This is a genomic window from Ewingella americana, from assembly GCF_006438725.1.
In the GTDB taxonomy this organism is placed as follows: Bacteria; Pseudomonadota; Gammaproteobacteria; order Enterobacterales; family Enterobacteriaceae; genus Ewingella; species Ewingella americana_A.
This window is the reverse complement of sequence record NZ_RCZD01000001.1, coordinates 212,739-231,947: the sequence shown is the minus strand read 5'-3', so window position 1 is coordinate 231,947 and position 19,209 is coordinate 212,739. Positions and strand designations below refer to the sequence as shown.

At 54.9% G+C, this 19,209-nt stretch carries 18 protein-coding genes; 8 read left to right on the top strand and 10 right to left on the bottom strand.

What is annotated here, in order from left to right; translation table 11 throughout:
- Nucleotides 1–98 precede the first annotated feature (98 nt).
- On the top strand, nt 99–296 hold the full coding sequence (locus tag EAH77_RS01040) for a hypothetical protein (RefSeq protein ID WP_140469956.1): 198 nt from the start codon (nt 99–101) through the stop codon (nt 294–296).
- The gene (locus EAH77_RS01035) at nt 296–1,111 is read left to right on the top strand and encodes a hypothetical protein (RefSeq protein WP_140469955.1); all 816 of its coding nucleotides are present in this window, start codon (nt 296–298) and stop codon (nt 1,109–1,111) included. The genes EAH77_RS01040 and EAH77_RS01035 overlap by 1 nt, the downstream gene beginning before the upstream one ends.
- A 15-nt stretch (nt 1,112–1,126) precedes the next feature.
- Here EAH77_RS01035 and EAH77_RS01030 read toward each other — a convergent pair whose 3' ends face one another.
- Entirely contained in the window at nt 1,127–1,816 is a 690-nt protein-coding gene (locus tag EAH77_RS01030; protein WP_140469954.1) for a fumarylacetoacetate hydrolase family protein, read from the bottom strand.
- 96 nt (nt 1,817–1,912) lie between these two features.
- Nucleotides 1,913–2,707 (bottom strand): SDR family NAD(P)-dependent oxidoreductase, encoded by a 795-nt coding sequence (locus EAH77_RS01025; RefSeq protein ID WP_140469953.1) that lies wholly within the window; start codon nt 2,705–2,707, stop codon nt 1,913–1,915.
- Nucleotides 2,708–2,820: 113 nt separating this feature from the next.
- Between EAH77_RS01025 and EAH77_RS01020 the strand changes: the two genes are divergently transcribed.
- Complete coding sequence (locus EAH77_RS01020) at nt 2,821–3,267, top strand: winged helix-turn-helix transcriptional regulator (protein WP_140469952.1); 447 nt, start codon at nt 2,821–2,823, stop codon at nt 3,265–3,267.
- Here the strand turns inward: EAH77_RS01020 and EAH77_RS01015 are convergent.
- The 5 genes from EAH77_RS01015 to EAH77_RS00995 are packed head-to-tail and all read right to left on the bottom strand — an operon-like array spanning nt 3,264 to nt 10,310.
- Nucleotides 3,264–5,291: a CocE/NonD family hydrolase gene (locus tag EAH77_RS01015; protein WP_140469951.1), complete on the bottom strand. Its 2,028-nt coding sequence runs from the start codon at nt 5,289–5,291 to the stop codon at nt 3,264–3,266. The genes EAH77_RS01020 and EAH77_RS01015 overlap by 4 nt on opposite strands.
- Complete coding sequence (locus EAH77_RS01010) at nt 5,288–6,943, bottom strand: ABC transporter ATP-binding protein (RefSeq protein ID WP_140469950.1); 1,656 nt, start codon at nt 6,941–6,943, stop codon at nt 5,288–5,290. Before EAH77_RS01010 ends, EAH77_RS01015 begins: the two co-directional genes overlap by 4 nt.
- Nucleotides 6,940–7,767 (bottom strand): ABC transporter permease, encoded by an 828-nt coding sequence (locus EAH77_RS01005; RefSeq protein WP_140469949.1) that lies wholly within the window; start codon nt 7,765–7,767, stop codon nt 6,940–6,942. The genes EAH77_RS01010 and EAH77_RS01005 overlap by 4 nt, the downstream gene beginning before the upstream one ends.
- Nucleotides 7,768–7,779: 12 nt before the next feature.
- Entirely contained in the window at nt 7,780–8,727 is a 948-nt protein-coding gene (locus tag EAH77_RS01000; protein ID WP_140469948.1) for an ABC transporter permease, read from the bottom strand.
- A complete protein-coding gene (locus EAH77_RS00995; protein ID WP_140469947.1) occupies nt 8,727–10,310 on the bottom strand; it encodes an ABC transporter substrate-binding protein in 1,584 nt (527 codons plus the stop codon). The genes EAH77_RS01000 and EAH77_RS00995 overlap by 1 nt, the downstream gene beginning before the upstream one ends.
- Before the next feature lie 206 nt (nt 10,311–10,516).
- Here EAH77_RS00995 and EAH77_RS00990 point away from each other — a divergent pair, with 206 nt between their 5' ends.
- Nucleotides 10,517–10,792: a CBU_0592 family membrane protein gene (locus EAH77_RS00990; protein WP_140469946.1), complete on the top strand. Its 276-nt coding sequence runs from the start codon at nt 10,517–10,519 to the stop codon at nt 10,790–10,792.
- A 672-nt stretch (nt 10,793–11,464) separates the two neighbouring features.
- Here the strand turns inward: EAH77_RS00990 and EAH77_RS00985 are convergent.
- A complete protein-coding gene (locus EAH77_RS00985) occupies nt 11,465–12,364 on the bottom strand; it encodes a LysR substrate-binding domain-containing protein (RefSeq protein ID WP_140469945.1) in 900 nt (299 codons plus the stop codon).
- Between the two features lie 25 nt (nt 12,365–12,389).
- Complete coding sequence (locus EAH77_RS00980; protein ID WP_140469944.1) at nt 12,390–13,808, bottom strand: PLP-dependent aminotransferase family protein; 1,419 nt, start codon at nt 13,806–13,808, stop codon at nt 12,390–12,392.
- Between the two features lie 168 nt (nt 13,809–13,976).
- Here EAH77_RS00980 and EAH77_RS00975 point away from each other — a divergent pair, with 168 nt between their 5' ends.
- On the top strand, nt 13,977–14,264 hold the full coding sequence (locus EAH77_RS00975) for a DUF1127 domain-containing protein (protein ID WP_140469943.1): 288 nt from the start codon (nt 13,977–13,979) through the stop codon (nt 14,262–14,264).
- An 80-nt stretch (nt 14,265–14,344) separates the two neighbouring features.
- On the opposite strand, the gene metG is transcribed toward EAH77_RS00975, so the two are convergent.
- The gene (metG, locus tag EAH77_RS00970; RefSeq protein ID WP_140469942.1) at nt 14,345–16,378 is read right to left on the bottom strand and encodes a methionine--tRNA ligase; all 2,034 of its coding nucleotides are present in this window, start codon (nt 16,376–16,378) and stop codon (nt 14,345–14,347) included.
- A gap of 254 nt (nt 16,379–16,632) precedes the next feature.
- Here metG and apbC point away from each other — a divergent pair, with 254 nt between their 5' ends.
- From apbC to dcd, 3 genes are all read left to right on the top strand, one after another.
- Nucleotides 16,633–17,745, top strand: coding sequence for an iron-sulfur cluster carrier protein ApbC (apbC, locus tag EAH77_RS00965; protein ID WP_140469941.1), 1,113 nt, complete (start codon nt 16,633–16,635; stop codon nt 17,743–17,745).
- A gap of 149 nt (nt 17,746–17,894) precedes the next feature.
- Nucleotides 17,895–18,536 carry a uridine kinase gene (udk, locus tag EAH77_RS00960; protein WP_140469940.1) on the top strand — a complete coding sequence of 214 codons (642 nt, stop codon included), beginning with the start codon at nt 17,895–17,897 and terminating at the stop codon, nt 18,534–18,536.
- A 58-nt stretch (nt 18,537–18,594) separates the two neighbouring features.
- Nucleotides 18,595–19,176, top strand: coding sequence for a dCTP deaminase (gene dcd / locus EAH77_RS00955; RefSeq protein WP_140469939.1), 582 nt, complete (start codon nt 18,595–18,597; stop codon nt 19,174–19,176).
- The last annotated feature ends 33 nt before the right edge of the window (nt 19,177–19,209 follow it).

Below are 19,209 nucleotides of genomic sequence, written 5' to 3'. Positions count from 1 at the left end.
TTTTTCTTTCCAGCCAGTAACTAATCCGAAAACCTGGCACTTTTACCGCACAGCCCGCTTTCTTCGCTACTCTGTATGTTTAGCCACAAGGAGCTGACATGCTGAAAATCTGTATGCGGATCTTTTCCAGTCCCGAGAAATTCTTGGGGTTGTTCAGTGCGAACGACATTCAGGAAACCCTCGAAGAGGGTGAGCGTATTATCATCGACGAAAATGGCATCGCGTCAGTGAATCCGGCCAATGAGCAGGTGCAGCAGGACTTCACCCGTCACGTGAAAAAGATGAGCGTACTTTAATGGCAACGGCAGTTTTTATGGTGCTCATGGTGTGCGGCTACTGGTACACCACCCGAGATATTTCCACGCGTTTTAAACTCAAACGTACCTTTGGCTGGGACGTCTACTTTCTGGTGGCGCTTTACGGTTGCGTCTTCGTTTTGCAGGGCGTACTGGCGATAGCCATGGTCTACATACTGTTGTGGGGTGTGTCGTCGGCAATTAATCATCTACCTGAGATCTATTCACTGAGCCAGAACGTGCATTATCACCGCGATTTCATCAACTGGAGTTTCTTAGGCATTCAGGCCCCGGTAGTGATTATGTTGTGTGTCTCGGTGATGCTGTGTCTGTTTCGCACCACCTGGGGGCCGGGGCTGAGGCTCAATACTGCCGGGCGCAAGCAGTTATACAAACAGCTCACCAGCGCCAACGGCGTAGAAGGGATTTTGTACCAGTGCATGGAGCAGGGTGACATGGTGTATATCACGCTAAGTTCGCACCGGGTGTATATCGGCATGGTGCATACCGCACGCTGCGAGACCTCATCGACGGACAACGTGGTGGTCATCCCGATGATCAGTGGTTACCGCGACCGTGAAACCCAGCGGCTGGTGGTGGAACATAACTATGCGGCGTATTTTCAAAAACACTGGATAACGCAGGTGTCGGAGCCGAATAATGCACTGAACTTCCGTAAGGTGATTCTGCTGAGCCAGATTGAATCCCTGTCGCTGTTTGATCCGGCCACCGCCTGCGGATTTGAAAAATTTGCCCCGATGATGGAAAAGCCAATTGAGCAGACAGCGCCCGCAGATCGGACGCCGTTGCGGTAATTGAACGGAGTGACATTAGACGATAGTGAAGCGGAATGTACCGATGTTATTGATACCGCCAGTCACCACGTCGCCCGGTTTTATCTCGCCCACGCCAGCGGGGGTGCCGGTATAAATCAGGTCACCGGGTTGCAGTTCGACTGCCTGAGACAGGTAGCTAATCACCTCGGGCACTTGCCAGATCTGCTCGCTCAGGTCACCGTGCTGGCGCTGTTCACCGTTGACCTTTAGCCAGATGCTGCCTTCTGCCGGATGACCGACAAGGCTGACCGGCAGCAGCGGGTTGGTGGGGGCCGACGCATCAAAACCTTTGGATAAATCCCACGGGCGCCCGGCTTTCTTGGCCTGTGCCTGCAAATCACGACGGGTTAAATCCACGCCGACGGTGTAACCCCAGACATGTTCCAGTGCATCTTCCGGCGCAATATCTTTGCCGCCAACACCGATAGCCACCACCAGTTCTACTTCATAATGCAGCTCCTGCGTCAGTGACGGGTAAGGCACACTGCCGCTGGCTGGGATCACCGCATCAGCCGGTTTTGAGAAGAAAAACGGCGGCTCACGATCCGGGTTATGGCCCATTTCCCGTGCATGGTCGGCGTAGTTGCGTCCGACGCAGTACACGCGGCGCAGCGGGAAGCGGGCCTGTTCGTTGTCAACGGCCAGTGACGGCGTCGGAGGTACAGCAATCACATATTCGGTCATCGTATTCACTTCACAAAGTTAACGTATTGTTATATTTGCAAAGCGCGCCAGCATTGACCAGTAAATTGTTGTTACTGATCAATGCCTGTTTGCCGGTCAGGCTTTATAGCGTGGTGCGGCCTGTGATTGCAGGAAATTCGGCAGCATCGCGCCGCGCAGGGCGTCGAAATCAGCCCACTGCTTTTCGTCATGCAGCGGAGGAATGGTGATTTTTTCTTTGCGGTCAAAGCCCAGCAACGCGGCATCCACCAATTCTCCGACTTCCATCACGCCTGGGACTTCATCGATATTCTTACCCGAACGCGCCCAGATTTCAGTGCGCGTCGCGGCCGGTAACACCGCCTGCACGTACAACCCGCGCTCTGCCATTTCGCACTGCAGCGTCTGGCTGAAGGTCAGCACAAAGGCTTTGGTCGCGGAATAGACCGCCGAGCGCAGTTCCGGTGCCAGCGCCATCACGGACGCGATATTGATGATCGCACCGTCTTTGTGTTTGATCAGGCCGTCGAAAGCCACCCGGGTAAGGCGGGCGACAGACGTGACATTCAGGGTGATTAAATTCTCGATGGCATTAGCGTCGCTGTTCTCAAAGCCGCCTGGCAGAGATGCTCCGGCATTATTGATCAGCAGGGAAATTTGCGGGTTGGCGCGGATAAAATCCTCAATACGGGTCAGATCTTCGCTGCGGGTTAAATCGGCCGGTAACACACTAACCTTCACGCCAGTTTCCTGTTGCAGGCGTTCTGCCAGTGCATTCAGGCGCCCGGCATCTCGTGCTACCAGCACCAGATCATAACCACGTTTCGCCAGGCGGTCAGCGTAAGTGGCACCAATACCGCTGGATGCACCGGTGATGAGGGCAACGGATGAAGCGTGGGCTGAATCAGACATGGGCAGAACCTCAAGTGTTAAGTGAATAATAAGGTGGTTTAATAATGAAACCAGATGATTTTTAGCACCAGTGGTTTTATAATGCAACCAGATTCTTAACGCAGGACAAACGCATGAAAAGAACCCGACTGGAAAATACCCCGTGCCCGACGGCCCGGGCGCTGGATTTGATCGGTGACTGGTGGACGTTGCTGATTGTGCGCGACGCCATGCGCGGTATGACGCGTTTCAGCGAATTTCAGCGCAGCCTGGGCGCGGCGAAGAATATTCTCAGCGCACGCCTGAAAGCGCTGGTGGCAGAAGGGATTTTACGGGTGGAACCGGCGTCCGATGGTTCGGCTTATCAGGACTACGTGCTAACCGAAAAAGGCATTGCGTTGCAGCCGATTCTGGTGGCCTTAGGCCAGTGGGGCAGTGAATATCTGTTTGAAGAGGATGAAGTCTGTACTCGTCTGGTGGATGTGAAAAACCGCCAGCCGCTGCGCAAAATCGAACTGATTGCGCAGGACGGGCGGGTATTGGCGATCCAGGATATTACGCTGGTGATCCCTGCCGTTTAACGTGCAATTCTCTCATGCCAGTACTTGGTGAACTCTTCCTCGCCGTTGAGGCTGACCACCATGTCACCGCTGACGATGAAATGCGTCAGGTCACTGCGCATATCGAGGGTGATCACCGCTTCAATCCACCAGCCTTCACGCCCGATTTTCATGGTTTGCGTCAGCAGATAGCGGGCTGAAAGCGGGTCAGAATTACTGACACTCAGTTCGCGGCGCAGGTTGTGATCAACCGTCGTGTCGATGTCGTCGAAGCGGTACACGCCCTCACCAAATACCCCGCCTTCGCCGTTGGTCACGCAGGTCCAACTGTCGGTCAGGAAGTCATAACTGACCGAGCGGTCCACCCGGCCCTGACTCAGCAGGGTTTGCGGCGTGGGCGCCGCACTTTCTGGTTGCTTATTCGGCCCGTCGATTTCCAGCGGCTGTTCACACACCGGCAGCGACAATTGAGCGCTGTGCAGATCCAACGTCAGCGTGGCGGCTTCGGCCATCGGCCAGATCATCGGCCAGTAGGTGGTTGCCAGTGAAATACGCAGGCGGTGACCGGCTGCAAAGCGGTGCGAAATACCGTCAAGCTGCACCGGTACGCGGACTTTTTCACCCGGCACCAATGGCACAGATTGGTCGTGCCCCTGCAGATGCGACAGGTTCAGCCAGCCGTGGGTGACGCGGTTAACCGCGCCCTCCGGCGAGACGTCCGACAGCCGCACATACAGCATGGCCGCCGGTTTATCGCTGCTCAGTTCCACGGTGAATTCCGGGAAGCCGAAAATTGCCAGCGGTTCGGCCAGCGGCTCGCCGTCGAAGATCTCAGCATTACCGTCGTCCACGCGCTGATCCGGTGGCGTTTCACCCAACACGCCCGCACCCATCCACTCCCCGGACATCAGTCCATGGTTTTGCGGCGAACAGAGGGAGATCACGCCCGCATCGACATCTGGCTGCCGGTTGAGCTGGCCGCGCGTCAGCCAGAGGGTATCGTGGGTGACATTGCTGGCCGTGCCGCGATCAAAACCGACCCAGCGACCTTTGCTGACCGGGCGCTGCGCCGACGGCGGCTGGCTGTCCTGCTGCCAGGCCTGAATCATCGGGCCGTCCATCGCACCGTTCTGTTCGCCTTTGAGCCAGTGATCCCACCATTTCAGCGCTTCCTGTAAGAAACCGATGGCCGGTTCCGGCGTACCGTCCTGCGGGTAAACGTGCGCCCACGGGCCAATAATGGCGCGGCGAGCGACTTTCAGGTTGTCCATCAGGCGGAAAACGGCGTTGCTGTAGGCATCCGCCCAGCCGCCAATCGCCAATACCGGACACTGGATCGCCGACCAGTCTTCACACACGGAGCCGTGCTGCCAGTAGTGGTCGCGCAGCGGATGTTCCATCCACAACGCCGGGAAAAACGGCATGTTCTCCAGACGGTGCAACCATTCGTTGTACCACCCGTCGCCCACCAGCGCCGGGTCGGCAGGGCGGCTCTGGTAAGCCAGCATGATGCCGCCCCACCACAGGTTGTCGTTGAGCAGGCAACCGCCTTTGTAGTGAATATCGTCGCGGTAGCGGTCGTCGGTGGAGCAAACGGTGATGATGGCTTTCAGGGCCTCCGGGCGGTGGGCTGCCACCTGCAGCGAGTTAAAACCGCCCCAGGATTTACCCATCATGCCGACGTTGCCGCTGCACCAGCTCTGTTCGGTTATCCACGCGATCACTTCCAGCGCGTCTTTCTGCTCCTGCAACAGGTATTCATCGGCCAGCAGGCCATCGGATTCACCGCTGCCGCGCATGTCCACGCGGACAACGGCATACCCGTGACCGGCAAAATAGCCGTGCATTGGTTCATCGCGCGTGCGGGTGCCGTCGCGTTTGCGATAGGGAATGTATTCGAGAAGGGCCGGCACCGGCGTGTCAGCGGCGGAGTCCGGCAGCCATAAACGGGCGGCAAGACGGGTGCCGTCACTCAGTGTGATCCACAGATGTTCAATGGTGGTGACCGCATGAGGGAACTCAGTAATGATGCGTTTAGTGCTCATAATGCGCCTGTATGTGAAGATTTCCCGGGGGAAAGAGAGGATGAACGCAAGGTCAGAACCTCGTCGAGCCAGTCGGTGCGCATTTCCGGCACCGAGGTCAGGAGTTTTTCAGTGTAAGCGTGCATCGGTGGGCTGAACACCACGTGAGTGTCACCGCTGGCGACAATCTTGCCCTGATACATCACCGCCACCTGATGGGCGATGCGTTTGACGGTGCCGAGGTCATGGGTGATGAACAGGTAGGAGAGGCCGAGTTTTTCCTGCAAGCCGCGCAGCAGATTCAGCACCTCTTCCGCCACCAGCGGATCGAGGGCTGACGTGGCTTCATCGCAGATAATCAGTTCGGGCTGTGCCGCCAGCGCGCGGGCAATACAAACGCGCTGCTTCTGCCCGCCGGAAAGCTCGCCGGGATAGCGGTCAATCAGTTTGAGCGGCAGCTCGGTCAGTTTCAACAGCTCTTCCACCCGTGCACGAACCTGACGTTTATTCAGCCCGAAATAGAACGCCACCGGGCGGCCAATCAGCTCGAGAATGGTCTGGCGTGGATTGAGCGCCACGTCAGGCAACTGATAGATCATCTGAATGCGGCGCAGCGTCTCTTTGTGCCGCTGCTGATAGAGCGGCGCAAGGGTGACGCCGTCAAACTCCACCGTGCCTTCAGTATCGGGCAATAAGCCAACCAGTGCCCGTGCCAGCGTACTTTTGCCGCTGCCTGACTCCCCGATGATCGCCAGCGTTTTGCCGCGTGGTAGCTGGAGGTTGATGTCGTTGACCACTTTCTTGCGGTTATAGCCGGTACTCAGGTTACTGATGGTCAGCAGGGCCGCGCTGCCGGTGGGCTGCGAGGCGGTCACCGGGGCCGCGGCGTGTTCACGCTCGGCCACCAGACGGCGGGTGTACTCCTGCTGCGGATGATTGAGAATATTCTCCGTGGTGCCGGTTTCCACCTCTTTGCCGTGCCGCAACACCATGATGCGGTCGGCCAGCTGGGCGACCACGGCCAGGTCGTGGGTGATATAGAGCGCCGCCGTGTTGAATTCACGCACTAGTTTGCGCAGCATCACCAGCACTTCAATCTGCGTGGTAACGTCCAGCGCGGTGGTGGGTTCGTCCATCACCAGCAGATCCGGTTTGCAGGACATGGCCATCGCCGCCATGGCGCGCTGTAGCTGCCCGCCGGAAAGCTGATGCGGATAACGTTTGCCAATGTTCTCCGGGTCCGGCAGATCCAGCGAGCGGAACAGGGTGATGGCCCACTGACGGCTCTCCTCTTTGCTCATCAGACCGTGACGGATCGGCCCTTCGCACACCTGCTTTTCGATAGTCAGCGCCGGGTTGAAAGCCGCTGCGGCACTCTGGGCCACATAGGCCACACGGCGTCCGCGCCATTCACGTTTTACCCGCGCCGGTTGCGGCACAATGTCGGTGCCATCGAGGATCACTTCGCCACCGGCAATCCGACAGCCCTGTCGGGCATAGCCGAGCGCGGCCAGCCCGATGGTGGATTTCCCGGCACCGGATTCGCCGATCAGCCCCAGCACTTCACCCCGCGCCAGCTGTAGCGAAATATTGTGTACCAGCGGCGAACCATCGAGGGTTTCCACCCGCAGCCCGCGCATTTCCAGAATCGGTTCCTGGCTTAATTGACTCATGCTTCTTCTCCGTGTGGCAGGCTGTTGCGGGCTAAAAGCCAGTCAACCACCAGATTGACGCCAATGGTCAGTACGGCAATCGCCGCGGCAGGGTAAAGCGGCGCGAACTGGCCGAAGTTAATCGCCTGCGCGTTGTCACGCACCATGCTGCCCCAGTCGGCGTACGGCGGCTGAATGCCTAATCCTAAGAAGCTTAAGCCGGCGATAAACAGGAAGGTGAAGCAAAAACGCATACCGAATTCCGCCAGCAGCGGAGGGATGGCGTTCGGTAAGATCTCTTTTCTCAGCACCCAGAGCAGCCCTTCGCCGCGCAGACGGGCCGCTTCAACGTACTCCTGACAGACAATGGCCTGTGCCACCAGACGGGCCAGACGGAATACGCGGGTGGAGTCGAGCAGGGCGATGGTCAGTACCAGTACCGGAATGGAGGTCCCCATCACGGAAAGCACCATCAGGGCGAAAATCAGCACCGGGATAGACATGATGGTATCGACAATACGCGTCAGCACTACGTCCACCCATTTGCCATAAATCGCCGCCGCAAAGCCGGTGATGATGCCGATAACAAACGAGGTGAAGGTGATGGTCAGCGCGATGGCGATAGTCGTGCGGGCACCAAACAGGATGCGTGACAGCATATCCCGCCCCAGGCTGTCGGTGCCGAACGGCGTGGCCGCCGACGGCAGCAGCCAGATGTCGCCGACCTGTTCAGTCTCGCTGTGCGGCGCCAGCCAGGGGGCAAAAATCGCTGCCAGCAGATTGACCGCGATAATGATGATGCCAATCCAGGCCGAGAGCGGAATGTTGATAAATGAACGTTTCATGATGTCCGGCCTCTAGCGCGCATGGCGTAAACGTGGGTTACACCAAATCGCCAGCAAATCGGCGGTGGTATTGAGGAAAATATAGGTGCCGCCAAACAGCAGTCCACAGGCCTGCACGACCGGCAGGTCGCGTTTGGTGACGGCGTCCACCATGTACTGTCCGATGCCAGGGTAGACAAACACCACTTCCACCAGAATCACCCCAACCACCAGATAGGCCAGGTTGAACGCTACCACATTGATGATTGGCGCGAGGGCGTTAGGCAGGGCATGTGACACCACAATCCGCCAGCGGGAAATGCCTTTCAGCACAGCGCTTTCGATGTAGGGGCTGGCCATCACGGCGGTGACCGACGCGCGGGTCATGCGCAGCATATGCGCCAGCACCACCAGCGTCAGGGTCAGCATCGGTAATGTACATACGTATAACCGCTCACTGAATGAGGTACTGGGGTCCACCATCGCCAGACTTGGAAACCACGCCAGCCGGATAGCAAAAGCGATCACCAGCACATAGCCGACGAAAAATTCCGGTACCGAAATGCTGATGAGCGTCAGTGTATTGGCCAGCCGGTCAAACACCGAACCGCGCCAGATGGCCGAGGCAATTCCCAGACCGACGGCCAGCGGAATGGCGATCAGGGCGGCGTATCCTGCCAGAAACAGTGTGTTGCCCAGACGTGGCAGCAATTCGTTACCAATCGGTCTGCCGTTGGCCAGCGAATTCCCCAGATCACCATGCAAAATACCCACCAGCCAGTGCAGATAACGCATGACTGCGGGTTCATCCAGCCCCAATTGCAGACGCAGCGCCGCGACCGTTTCCGGGGTGGCGCTCTGGCCGAGGATGGCGGTGGCCACGTCCCCCGGCAGCATTTCCGTTCCAACAAAAATCAGCAGCGACACCAGCCAAAGCGTACCCACGCCGAGCAGTACGCGTTGTAAAATCCTTTTTTTCATCATGCCTCCAGCCAGACGCGCTCGGCCAGACGACCACCCATGAAGTTGAACATCGGATGCGGTTTGATACCGCCGACTTTCTTGTTTGCGGCATCGAGATAGTCGCCGAACAGCGGGATCATCGCGCCGCCGTTATCGCGCACGATGCTTTGCAGTTCGCCATAAATTTCGGCGCGTTTGCTGTCGTCTAGCAGAGAGCGGGCCTGCACCAGCAGGGTGTCGAACTTGTCATCTTTCCAGTGTGTGTCGTTCCACTTGGCGGTGGACTGATAGGCGGTGGAAAACATTTGATCCGCCGTCGGGCGTCCGCCCCAGTAGCCCATGCTGAACGGGGCTTTCATCCACACGTCGTCCCAGTAGCTGTCGGCCGGCTGGCGTTTGATGCTGACCTGAATCCCGCCTTTCTGCGCCTGCCCCTGGAACAGCGCGGCAGCGTCGAGGGCACCGGCAAAGGCGGCATCGGAAGAGGCGAGTTCAACTTTTAGATCCGTCAGGCCGGCCTTTTTCAGGTAGAACGCGGATTTATCCGGGTCATAGACGCGCTGCTCCAGGCTGTGATTGAAGAAGCGGTCGGTTTTTGGGATCGGATGGTCGTTGCCCAATGAGCCGTAGCCGCGCAGTACGGTGTCGAGAATTTTCTGCCGGTCGATACCGTGTTTTATCGCCATGCGCACGTCGTTGTTGTTAAACGGCGCGACGCTGCAATCCATCAGGAAGGTGAAATGCTGGCCGCCTGAAGAACGCACAATGTTGAGCATCGGGCTGCGTTTGAGGAAATCGACGGTTTTGAAATCCACCCGGTTGATGGCGTGAACCTGACCGGAAATCAGCGCGTTGGTACGGGCGGTCGGGTCGTTGATGACGATGACTTCCACGGCATCCACGAAGGCACGGTCTTTCTTCCAGTAGTTTGGGTTACGTTTGAACAGCGAGCGTACGCCCGGCTCGTACTGGTCGAAGGTGAAACCGCCGGTGCCAATTGGGTGCGACCAGTCGGTAAAGCCGTTCGGCACCACCAGCAGGTGATAATCTGCCAGCAAGTAGGGCAGGTCTGCGTTGCCGCTTTCCAGCGTGATCAGGATTTGCTTATCGCCCTGTTTGGTCAGGCCGGTGATCGGCGCCAGTTGGGTTTTGATGGCACTTTTGGATTTATCGCCGCGGTGCAAATTAATGGAGTAAATAATGTCGTCGGCGTCGAGTTTCTTGCCGTTGTGGAATGTCACGCCATCCTGCAGGGTAAACAGCCATTCTGTGGCGCCGGGTTTAGCTTCCCAGCTGGCAAATAACTCAGGAATAGCTTTGTTATTTTCGTCGATCTCCACCAGACCGTTCATCAGCATATACGCCTGATTTAATGGCACCCAGTCGCTGAATAATGTGGGATCTAAGGTATCACTGGTGTTACCGCCTGACATTCCCAGTTTTAATACGCCGCCTTTCTTCGGTTCGGCAGCAAAAACGGATATTGGCGAAAGACCATAAGCGGTGGTAATACCCACAGCGGCAGCGCTGGTAATAAAACCGCGGCGGCTGAGTTTTGCATCCTGCATTAATTGCGTCAAAGCGGAATTTTTATCTTTCATATTATTGTATGACTCCGTGGTGGCGAAACCTGGTGATTGCAGGCAAAAGTGGTTCAGTATTTGCGATCTGTCCAAATGATTTATATCAAAACACCTCCATGAACTTGCATGAGAATTTATCATGAGGGTATGCGAAAAATGCGCGGCAGAACACCCTGGAAAGTTTTATTTTGCCTGTGGATGAATTTGAAAATGGGAAATAACCGGTGGAACTGCATACCGTTGTGGGCTTAATTGGCGTGTTTTGTTATCTGTTGGCGTATGCGCTGGTTCAGATGCAAAAACTAGCAGTTGATGCTAATGTTTACGCTTATCTTAATATTATTGGCGGTGTGTTCGGGCTCTATTCTTTAAGCCATGATTTCAATCTGGCATCCTGTATTTCCCAGTCATGCTGGCTTTTGTTTACTTTAATTGGGATGAATGCGGCGCGGAAAAGGCGGTATTTGGAGCGGAATAAAACTCCAAGAGTTGACATTTAAAATAACGTTAAGAATTTTATTAAAAAATTTAAATTCAACATCAATGTCAAGGTCGTGGGCCTGCTGCCCACACCCGCCCAGAAGGCGGCCAGTCGCCGCCGCCCTCTGGACTCCCGGGCTCTTTCATGAGGCACCGGCAGCTGCGCTGGTCACAATGGCCGTGTTCCAGATATCTTAGTGATAGCCGCAAAATTGCGCCGCGTTGCGGTGCCTTCGCTGCGGGTTACAACCCGCGAAAAAAGACTCGCGGTTTTCCACCTCTGGCTCAGCGCCATTTTTGAATGCGGCCTCGACATTTTTAAGGCCAACACCACGTAGGTTTTATGAAGGTTTTGACTTTGAATTTTATGAAGCTTCGGCCGTGTTCAAAATGTCACCGGCAAGTCGGTGGAGAGACAACATCTTTACCGTTGGCTCGAACCCGCAGCCGGGAAGCCCGTCAGGGCTGACATTTTACGGCTATCGCTGTGGCACCTGAAACACGGCCATTGTGACCCGCGTAGCTGCTGTTTTTAAAAAGCTCGGATTCCAAAGGCCCGAGCGACTGCGGGCCTTTGGTCGGTGTGGGCCGACGCCCACGACCTTGACCTTGAATTTAAAAAGCGAGTCCAGGCCGCAACCCAAGGTCTTGACCTTGAATTTAAAAAGCGGGTTTGAGTCGCAACTCAATAGTCAGTTTTGCTGGCTTTTCAAAAGCCATTCGCTCACCCGTCGAATCACGGGCCTCAAATACCGGTCTTTTGGCGTCAGCATAAAACACTTCCCCTCGGCGGCGAGCTTGCCAGGGTGGGCCGGGACCAGTTGTCCGCTGTTGATGAAATCCTGCACCAGTCCTTCCCAGCCGAGCAAGATACCGTCCCCCAGTATGGCGGATTGCACCAGGAACGGATAATTATTGGCCCGCCAGGTTTGTCGCGGTGCGATGTGCGAAATGCCCTGCGAAGCAAACCAGTCGCGCCAGCCGGTCCATTCGCGTTGCGGGTCGTCCTGAATCAACAGGGTATGATTGAACAGATCAACAGCGCTGACATCAGCCGGTAGCTGTTTGAACAGGGAAGGGGAGCACATCGGGTAACAGACTTCGTCAAACAGCGGTTCAGCGTGGTAACCAACCGGTGGGGCGCGCAGATAGAAAATCGCCAGATCAAACTCTGACGATTTCAGCTCTGAGAAGCTGTCAGAGATTTTCATGCGGATCTGCAAGTCAGGCATCAGCTCACGCAGTGCTGAGAGCCGTGACGACAGCCACAGGCCGCTCATGGCGCTGGTACAGGCCAGTGTCACCTGTGGTAAACCGTTCCAGCCCATCACCTCGGCGGTGGACTGCGAAATATCCCCCAGCCATTTACGCACCTGCTCGGCATAAATTTCACCGCGCGGCGTCAGGCTGACTTTACGCTGATTGCGCTGAAACAGTTTGCAGCCGAGCATCTCCTCCAGCTGCAAAATCTGACGGCTGATGGCGCTCTGGGTCAGATTGAGTTCATCGGCAGCACGGGAAAAACTGCAATAACGCGCCACACATTCAAACGCCACCAGGGTATTTAGCGGAGGTAATGGCTCAATCTGCACGGTAAATAGTTCTCCAAAAGGACGTTTAGCAGCTTTCCAGCATCTGCGAAACCAACATACCGACCCGCTGCACTGCGCGTTCGGTTTTTGCGGTCAGCGTTTGGGCGTAATTGATGCGCAGGCAGTTGCGATATTTGCCCGAGGCAGAAAATATCGAACCGATAGCGATCTGGACGTTATGCTCTTCCAGCAGGCGGTTTAAGCGCAGTGTATCAATGCGCTCATCGAGTTCAATCCACAGCAGAAATCCGCCCTGGGGGCGGCTAACACGCGTGCCGCACGGGAAATATTTCATCACCCAGTCGGTCATGATGCACAGATTGCGCTGGTACTGATTACGCATCCGGCGCAGATGCACAAGGTAATGGCCCTGCTTGATAAACTCAGCAATGGCAATTTGCGGCAAGGTCGCAGAAGCGCCAGTGGTGATGTATTTCATGTGGATCGCACGGTCATGGTAGCGGCCCGGCGCAATCCAGCCAACGCGCAGGCCTGGCGCCAGCGTTTTCGAAAACGAACTGCACAACAGCACGCGACCGTCGTCATCGAAAGAGGTAATGGTGGCAGGGCGCGGATACTGATACGCCAGTTCGCCATACACATCGTCTTCGATAATCGCGATATCGTAGCGCTGCGCCAGACGCAGTAAGCCTTTTTTACGATCATCTGGCATGTTGTAACCGAGCGGATTATTGCAGTTAGGGGTCAGTTGTATGGCTTTGATCGGCCACTGTTCCAGCGCCATCTCCAGTGCTTCCAGACTAATACCAGTGACGGGATCTGTTGGGATCTCCAATGCCTTCATGCCGAAACCTTTCAGCGTTTGCATCGCACCGTGAAAACTGGGGGAATCTACCGCCACGATATCGCCGGGTTCACACACCGAACGTATAGCAATCGACAGCGCTTCGTGGCAGCCGGTGGTGATCAAAATATTGCTGGCATCCATGTGGCTGCCGCTGTCGATCAGCAATCGGGCAATCTGTTCGCGTAAATCTTCAAAGCCGTAGATGCTGTCGTAGTGAAAGGCGTTGAGGTTCGGATGCTGCCCAGCACGGCCTATCAGACGGCTTAATGGTTTCAGCGTGGGGGCGGTGACATCAGGAGAACCGCGTCCGAGCTGAACGACACCGGGACGGTGCGGGGAGGTGATTAAATCAAGCACCTGATCCCACTGGGAAATTTCGACGGGCCGCTGCGCCGGGCGACAACCGGAGGGAAGTGCCGCCTGAACTCGTGCACCTTTCACAAAATAGCCCGACTTGGGGCGGGCCTCAACCAGCTGTTTTTCTTCCAGTACACGGTAAGCCTGCTGAACCGTACTGACGCTGACACCGTGTTCACTGCTCAACACCCGCACGGAGGGCAGGCGGATCCCGGCAGGATACAAGCCCTGTTCGATGCGATCACCTAATACGGTTGCCAGTTTTTCATAACGATTCATTGTCTTTTCCTTAACCACTGCGCAAAGAAAACAGTACAGATGTCTCCAATCTAACCCTGTATCTGTGATTGGATCCAGAACTGTATGGCAGAAATACTAAAAATCTGAATCTGTAATGTTTTTACCGTTTGTTAGATCCTGATGACAGGTCGTTAACGGGAGCAGAAAATGAAAAATAACATTGAAGAACGTCAGTTTGCGGGCTGTAAAACCGTTGTTGGTGAACAAGTACTTTGTGCTGATGTGGCCGTACCACAGCATGCAGTACAGATGCAGAATACAAAAGCAGGATGGGCCAAACAAACCATTGCTGTACTGCACAGTTGGAATGAACGTCGTATCAGCCGCAAGATTTTAGAATCGCTGAGCAACGATCAACTGAAGGATATCGGGCTGGCGCGTGATGATATTGAGAAGGAGTTTCCGAAGGCTATCTGGCCAACCTGGCCGAAATAAAAACATCTGCCATCAGTGATGCATAACTTCATAAAAAAGCCCGATGGTTTCATCGGGCTTTGATCGTGATTCAGCGTCTTTTACTTAACCTGCATACCCGGCTGTGCGCCGGAATCCGGGCTGAGTAGGAAGATCTCTTTTCCGCCAGGCCCTGCGGCCATGACCATGCCTTCGGAGAGACCAAAGCGCATTTTTCGCGGGGCAAGGTTGGCGACCATGATGGTCAGACGGCCTTCCAACAGTTTCGGATCCGGGTAAGCAGAGCGGATGCCAGAGAATATCTGACGGGTTTCGCCGCCAAGATCCAACTGCAAACGCAGCAACTTATCAGAACCTTCCACGAAATCCGCGCTCTGGATCAACGCAATGCGCATGTCCACTTTTGCGAAGTCATCGAACGTGATGGTTTCTTGAATCGGGTCTTCGGCCAGCGGGCCGGTGACCACTTTCGCGTTAGCGGCAGCGATATCTTCTTTTGATGCATCAACCATCGCGGCCACCTTATCAAGTTCAATTCGGCTGAACAGCGCTTTAAACGTATTCACTTTATGGGCGAGCAACGGTTGAGCAATTGAATCCCACGTCAGTTCCGTATTAAGGAAGGCTTCGGTGCGTTCGGTCAGCGATGGCAATACGGGTTTCAGGTAAGTCATCAGCACGCGGAACAGATTGATGCCCATAGAACAGATGGCTTGCAGATCTGCATCACGGCCTTCCTGCTTCGCGACTACCCAAGGTGCCTGTTCATCAACATAACGGTTGGCTAAATCGGCCAGCGCCATGATTTCACGGATAGCACGGCCTGATTCGCGGCTGGCGTAGGCTTCAGCAATGCTGACTGCGGCATCGGTAAAGGTTTTATACAGCACTTCGTCTGCCAGTTTATCAGCCAGCATGCCGTCAAAACGTTTCGCGATGAAACCGGCATTACGTGACGCCAGGTTAACCACTTTATTGACGATGTCGGCGTTAACGCGCTGGACGAAATCTTCCAGATTCAGGTCAATGTCATCAATACGCGAAGAGAGCTTAGCGGCGTAGTAATAACGCAGGCAGTCGGCATCCAGATGATTTAGGTAAGTACTGGCTTTAATAAAGGTGCCGCGTGATTTAGACATCTTCGCGCCGTTGACCGTGACATAACCGTGCACGAACAAATTGGTTGGCTTGCGGAAACCGCTGCCTTCCAGCATGGCTGGCCAGAACAGACTGTGGAAATAGACAATGTCTTTACCGATGAAGTGATACAGCTCGGTGGTGGACTCTTTTTTCCAGAACTCATCGAAGCTGAGATCAGGGCGACGGTCACACAGGTTTTTGAATGAGCCCATATAGCCGATAGGCGCGTCGAGCCAGACGTAGAAATATTTACCCGGTGCATCAGGGATCTCAAAGCCGAAGTACGGCGAGTCGCGGCTGATGTCCCACTGTTGCAGGCCAGACTCAAACCACTCCTGCATTTTATTCGCCACCTGCTCCTGCAATGCGCCTGAGCGGGTCCAGGCCTGCAACATGGCGCTGAATTCCGGCAGGTCAAAGAAGAAGTGCTCGGAATCACGCATGACCGGGGTTGCGCCAGACACCACCGATTTCGGCTCGATAAGTTCCGTCGGGCTGTAGGTCGCGCCGCAGACTTCGCAGTTATCGCCGTACTGGTCCGGTGATTTACACTTCGGACAGGTGCCTTTGACGAAACGGTCCGGCAAAAACATGCCTTTTTCCGGGTCATACAGCTGGGAAATAATGCGGTTCTTGATGAAACCGTTTTCTTTCAGGCGACCGTAGATCAACGAGGACAGCTCGCGGTTTTCGTCGCTGTGCGTTGAGTGGTAATTGTCGTAGCTGATGCCAAAGCCGGCGAAATCTTTCTGATGTTCCTGGCTCATCTCGGCAATCATTTGCTCCGGTTCAATACCGAGTTGCTGCGCTTTGAGCATGATCGGCGTACCGTGAGCATCATCTGCACAGATGAAATGCACTTCGTGGCCGCGCATTCGCTGGTAACGGACCCAGACGTCAGCCTGGATGTGCTCAAGCATGTGGCCGAGATGGATAGATCCGTTGGCGTACGGAAGTGCACAGGTTACCAAAATTTTTTTCGCGACTTGAGCCATAGTAAGAACTTGCTTTCTGCTGTTGAAATCAGGGGCATTGATGTTAACCGAAAGCCGTAGGCGACGTAAACAAACGGTATACTCCTCATTATTCAAGCGGCGGCGGTGTGAGCTGCTTCCTCTGACCCGAATCACTGACTTTTGTCCGCTCAACGGGTTCATTCCTTTGCTGCCTGGCTGCAACTCGAATGATTTTGAGTATATGCTACATATAAATATCATTGTCTTTTCATCACACGTTTCAAGGAGCCGGGATGACATCTCAATCCCCTGAGCAGAACACCCCTGAGGGGCTGCGCGCCCTGGTGACCGGCGTACTGGCCACTTTTACCCATTTCACGCTGCAAAAAGATCTGTTGTCGATGAAAGCGCTGCATCACTGCGCGCTGCTGGACAACGTGCTGCATCTTGATTTGACTCTGCCATTCGCGTGGCAAAGCGGTTTTGATGCGCTGAAAGCGAGCACCCATGCTGAACTCCTGCGGGTGACCGGTGCTGAGGCCATTGAGTGGCGTCTTAAACACGATATCGCCACGCTGCGTCGGGCCAACGATCAGCCGGGCATTAAAGGCGTGCGAAATATTATTGCCGTCAGTTCCGGCAAAGGCGGGGTAGGGAAGTCGACGACGGCGGTGAATGTGGCGCTGGCGCTGGCGGCCGAAGGCGGTAAAGTCGGCATTCTGGACGCTGACATTTATGGTCCGTCGGTGCCCAATATGCTCGGCACCGAAGATGAACGCCCAACCTCGCCGGACGGCCAGCATATGGCGCCGATTATGGCGCATGGCCTCGCCACCAACTCGATTGGTTATCTGGTGACAGATGAAAACGCCATGGTGTGGCGCGGTCCGATGGCCAGCAAAGCATTGATGCAGATGTTGCAGGATACGTTATGGCCGGATCTTGACTATCTGGTGATTGACCTGCCGCCGGGTACCGGTGATATTCAACTGACGCTGTCGCAGAACATTCCGGTGACCGGGGCCGTGGTCGTGACCACGCCGCAGGATATCGCGTTGCTTGATGCTATGAAGGGCATCGTGATGTTTGAGAAAGTGAAAGTCCCGGTGCTCGGGATTATCGAAAATATGAGCATGCATGTTTGCAGCCAGTGCGGGCACCATGAGCCGATTTTCGGCACCGGCGGCGCGCAAAAACTGGCGGAGAAATACCGCTGCGAACTTCTGGCACAGATGCCGCTGCACATTTCACTGCGGGAAGATTTGGATCGCGGTGAGCCGACGGTGGTGTCCAATCCGCAGAGCGAATTTACGTTATTGTATCGTCACTTAGCTGCCCGTATGGCGGCACAACTCTATTGGAAAGGCGACGCCATCCCGACAGAAATCGCCTTCCGCGCAGTTTGACATCAAAAGTCTGCTAATTATTGTCCGATGCCAGCGAATGAACTGCCTTAACGCTGGCATCGGCAAGGTGTTGTACCTATAATTGGCGCGATCAAAGCACTGTCTGCGTGCTTTAGCCCCTCAAACCTCCAAATCAGGTCTTTAATTTTATGTCTGACAAGCTCCATCAGTGTGTCATCGTAGGTATCGCTGGCGCATCTGCCTCTGGAAAAAGCCTTATTGCCAGTACCTTATATCGTGAACTCCGTGATCAGGTTGGTGATGAGCATATCGGGGTGATTCCAGAAGACTGCTACTATAAAGACCAGAGTCATATGACCATGGAGGAGCGGGTAAAAACGAACTATGACCATCCCAGCGCCATGGACCACAACTTGTTGCTTCAGCATTTACAAAGCCTGAAAGCAGGACAATCAATTGAATTGCCGGGTTACAGCTTCATCGAACACACTCGCCTTAGTGAAACTGTCACGCTCAAACCAAAGAAAGTGATCATTCTCGAAGGCATCCTGTTGTTAACGGATGCCCGCCTGCGTCAGGAGATGAATTTCTCCATTTTCGTCGATACGCCGCTGGATATCTGCCTGTTGCGCCGCATGAAGCGTGATGTGAATGAACGCGGTCGTTCGATGGATTCGGTGATGGTGCAATATCAGAAAACAGTACGGCCGATGTTCCTGCAATTTATTGAACCTTCGAAACAATATGCAGATATCATTGTGCCTCGCGGCGGTAAAAATCGCATTGCGATTGATATTCTGAAAGCAAAAATCAGCCAGTTCTTCAATTAAAAATGGCCCCTATTTTCGACGGCTATTTTTCAGCAGTTAGCAAACGGAGAGACACACGATGAGACTGTGCGATCGAGACATAGAAGCCTGGATGGATAGCGGGAAGTTAACCATATCTCCCCGTCCACCCATTGAACGGATTAACGGCGCGACGGTAGATGTTCGTCTGGGTAATGGATTCCGCGTGTTTCTCGGCCATAACGCCGGTTTTATCGATCTCAGCGGCCCTAAAGATGAAGTCAGTGCCGCTCTTGATAAAGTGATGAGCGATGAGATAGTCCTGCCGGAAGGTGAGGCATTCTTTTTGCACCCTGGTGAACTGGCGCTGGCGGTCACGTTCGAGACGGTTTCAATTCCCGATGATTTAGTGGGATGGCTGGATGGTCGCTCTTCTCTGGCCCGTCTCGGATTGATGGTCCACGTAACGGCTCATCGTATCGATCCCGGCTGGCAGGGCAGGATCGTACTGGAGTTCTATAATTCAGGTAAGTTACCGCTGGCTTTGCGCCCTGGCATGCTGATTGGCGCACTGAGTTTTGAACCGTTGTCAGGACCGGCTTCACGTCCTTATAACAGCCGACAGGATGCCAAATACCGTGGTCAGCAGAGCGCGGTGGCAAGCCGTATCGACAAAGACTGATTCAGGTCTTTACCCTAAGTTGTGCGGGTAAAT

What these genes read in the sequence shown, in the direction of transcription:
- EAH77_RS01040 (WP_140469956.1), top strand. Translation starts at nt 99, where the DNA reads ATGCTGAAAATCTGTATGCGGATCTTTTCCAGTCCCGAGAAATTCTTG.
- EAH77_RS01035 (WP_140469955.1), top strand. Translation starts at nt 296, where the DNA reads ATGGCAACGGCAGTTTTTATGGTGCTCATGGTGTGCGGCTACTGGTAC.
- EAH77_RS01030 (WP_140469954.1), bottom strand. Translation starts at nt 1,816, where the DNA reads ATGACCGAATATGTGATTGCTGTACCTCCGACGCCGTCACTGGCCGTT.
- EAH77_RS01025 (WP_140469953.1), bottom strand. Translation starts at nt 2,707, where the DNA reads ATGTCTGATTCAGCCCACGCTTCATCCGTTGCCCTCATCACCGGTGCA.
- EAH77_RS01020 (WP_140469952.1), top strand. Translation starts at nt 2,821, where the DNA reads ATGAAAAGAACCCGACTGGAAAATACCCCGTGCCCGACGGCCCGGGCG.
- EAH77_RS01015 (WP_140469951.1), bottom strand. Translation starts at nt 5,291, where the DNA reads ATGAGCACTAAACGCATCATTACTGAGTTCCCTCATGCGGTCACCACC.
- EAH77_RS01010 (WP_140469950.1), bottom strand. Translation starts at nt 6,943, where the DNA reads ATGAGTCAATTAAGCCAGGAACCGATTCTGGAAATGCGCGGGCTGCGG.
- EAH77_RS01005 (WP_140469949.1), bottom strand. Translation starts at nt 7,767, where the DNA reads ATGAAACGTTCATTTATCAACATTCCGCTCTCGGCCTGGATTGGCATC.
- EAH77_RS01000 (WP_140469948.1), bottom strand. Translation starts at nt 8,727, where the DNA reads ATGAAAAAAAGGATTTTACAACGCGTACTGCTCGGCGTGGGTACGCTT.
- EAH77_RS00995 (WP_140469947.1), bottom strand. Translation starts at nt 10,310, where the DNA reads ATGAAAGATAAAAATTCCGCTTTGACGCAATTAATGCAGGATGCAAAA.
- EAH77_RS00980 (WP_140469944.1), bottom strand. Translation starts at nt 13,808, where the DNA reads ATGAATCGTTATGAAAAACTGGCAACCGTATTAGGTGATCGCATCGAA.
- EAH77_RS00975 (WP_140469943.1), top strand. Translation starts at nt 13,977, where the DNA reads ATGAAAAATAACATTGAAGAACGTCAGTTTGCGGGCTGTAAAACCGTT.
- metG (WP_140469942.1), bottom strand. Translation starts at nt 16,378, where the DNA reads ATGGCTCAAGTCGCGAAAAAAATTTTGGTAACCTGTGCACTTCCGTAC.
- apbC (WP_140469941.1), top strand. Translation starts at nt 16,633, where the DNA reads ATGACATCTCAATCCCCTGAGCAGAACACCCCTGAGGGGCTGCGCGCC.
- udk (WP_140469940.1), top strand. Translation starts at nt 17,895, where the DNA reads ATGTCTGACAAGCTCCATCAGTGTGTCATCGTAGGTATCGCTGGCGCA.
- dcd (WP_140469939.1), top strand. Translation starts at nt 18,595, where the DNA reads ATGAGACTGTGCGATCGAGACATAGAAGCCTGGATGGATAGCGGGAAG.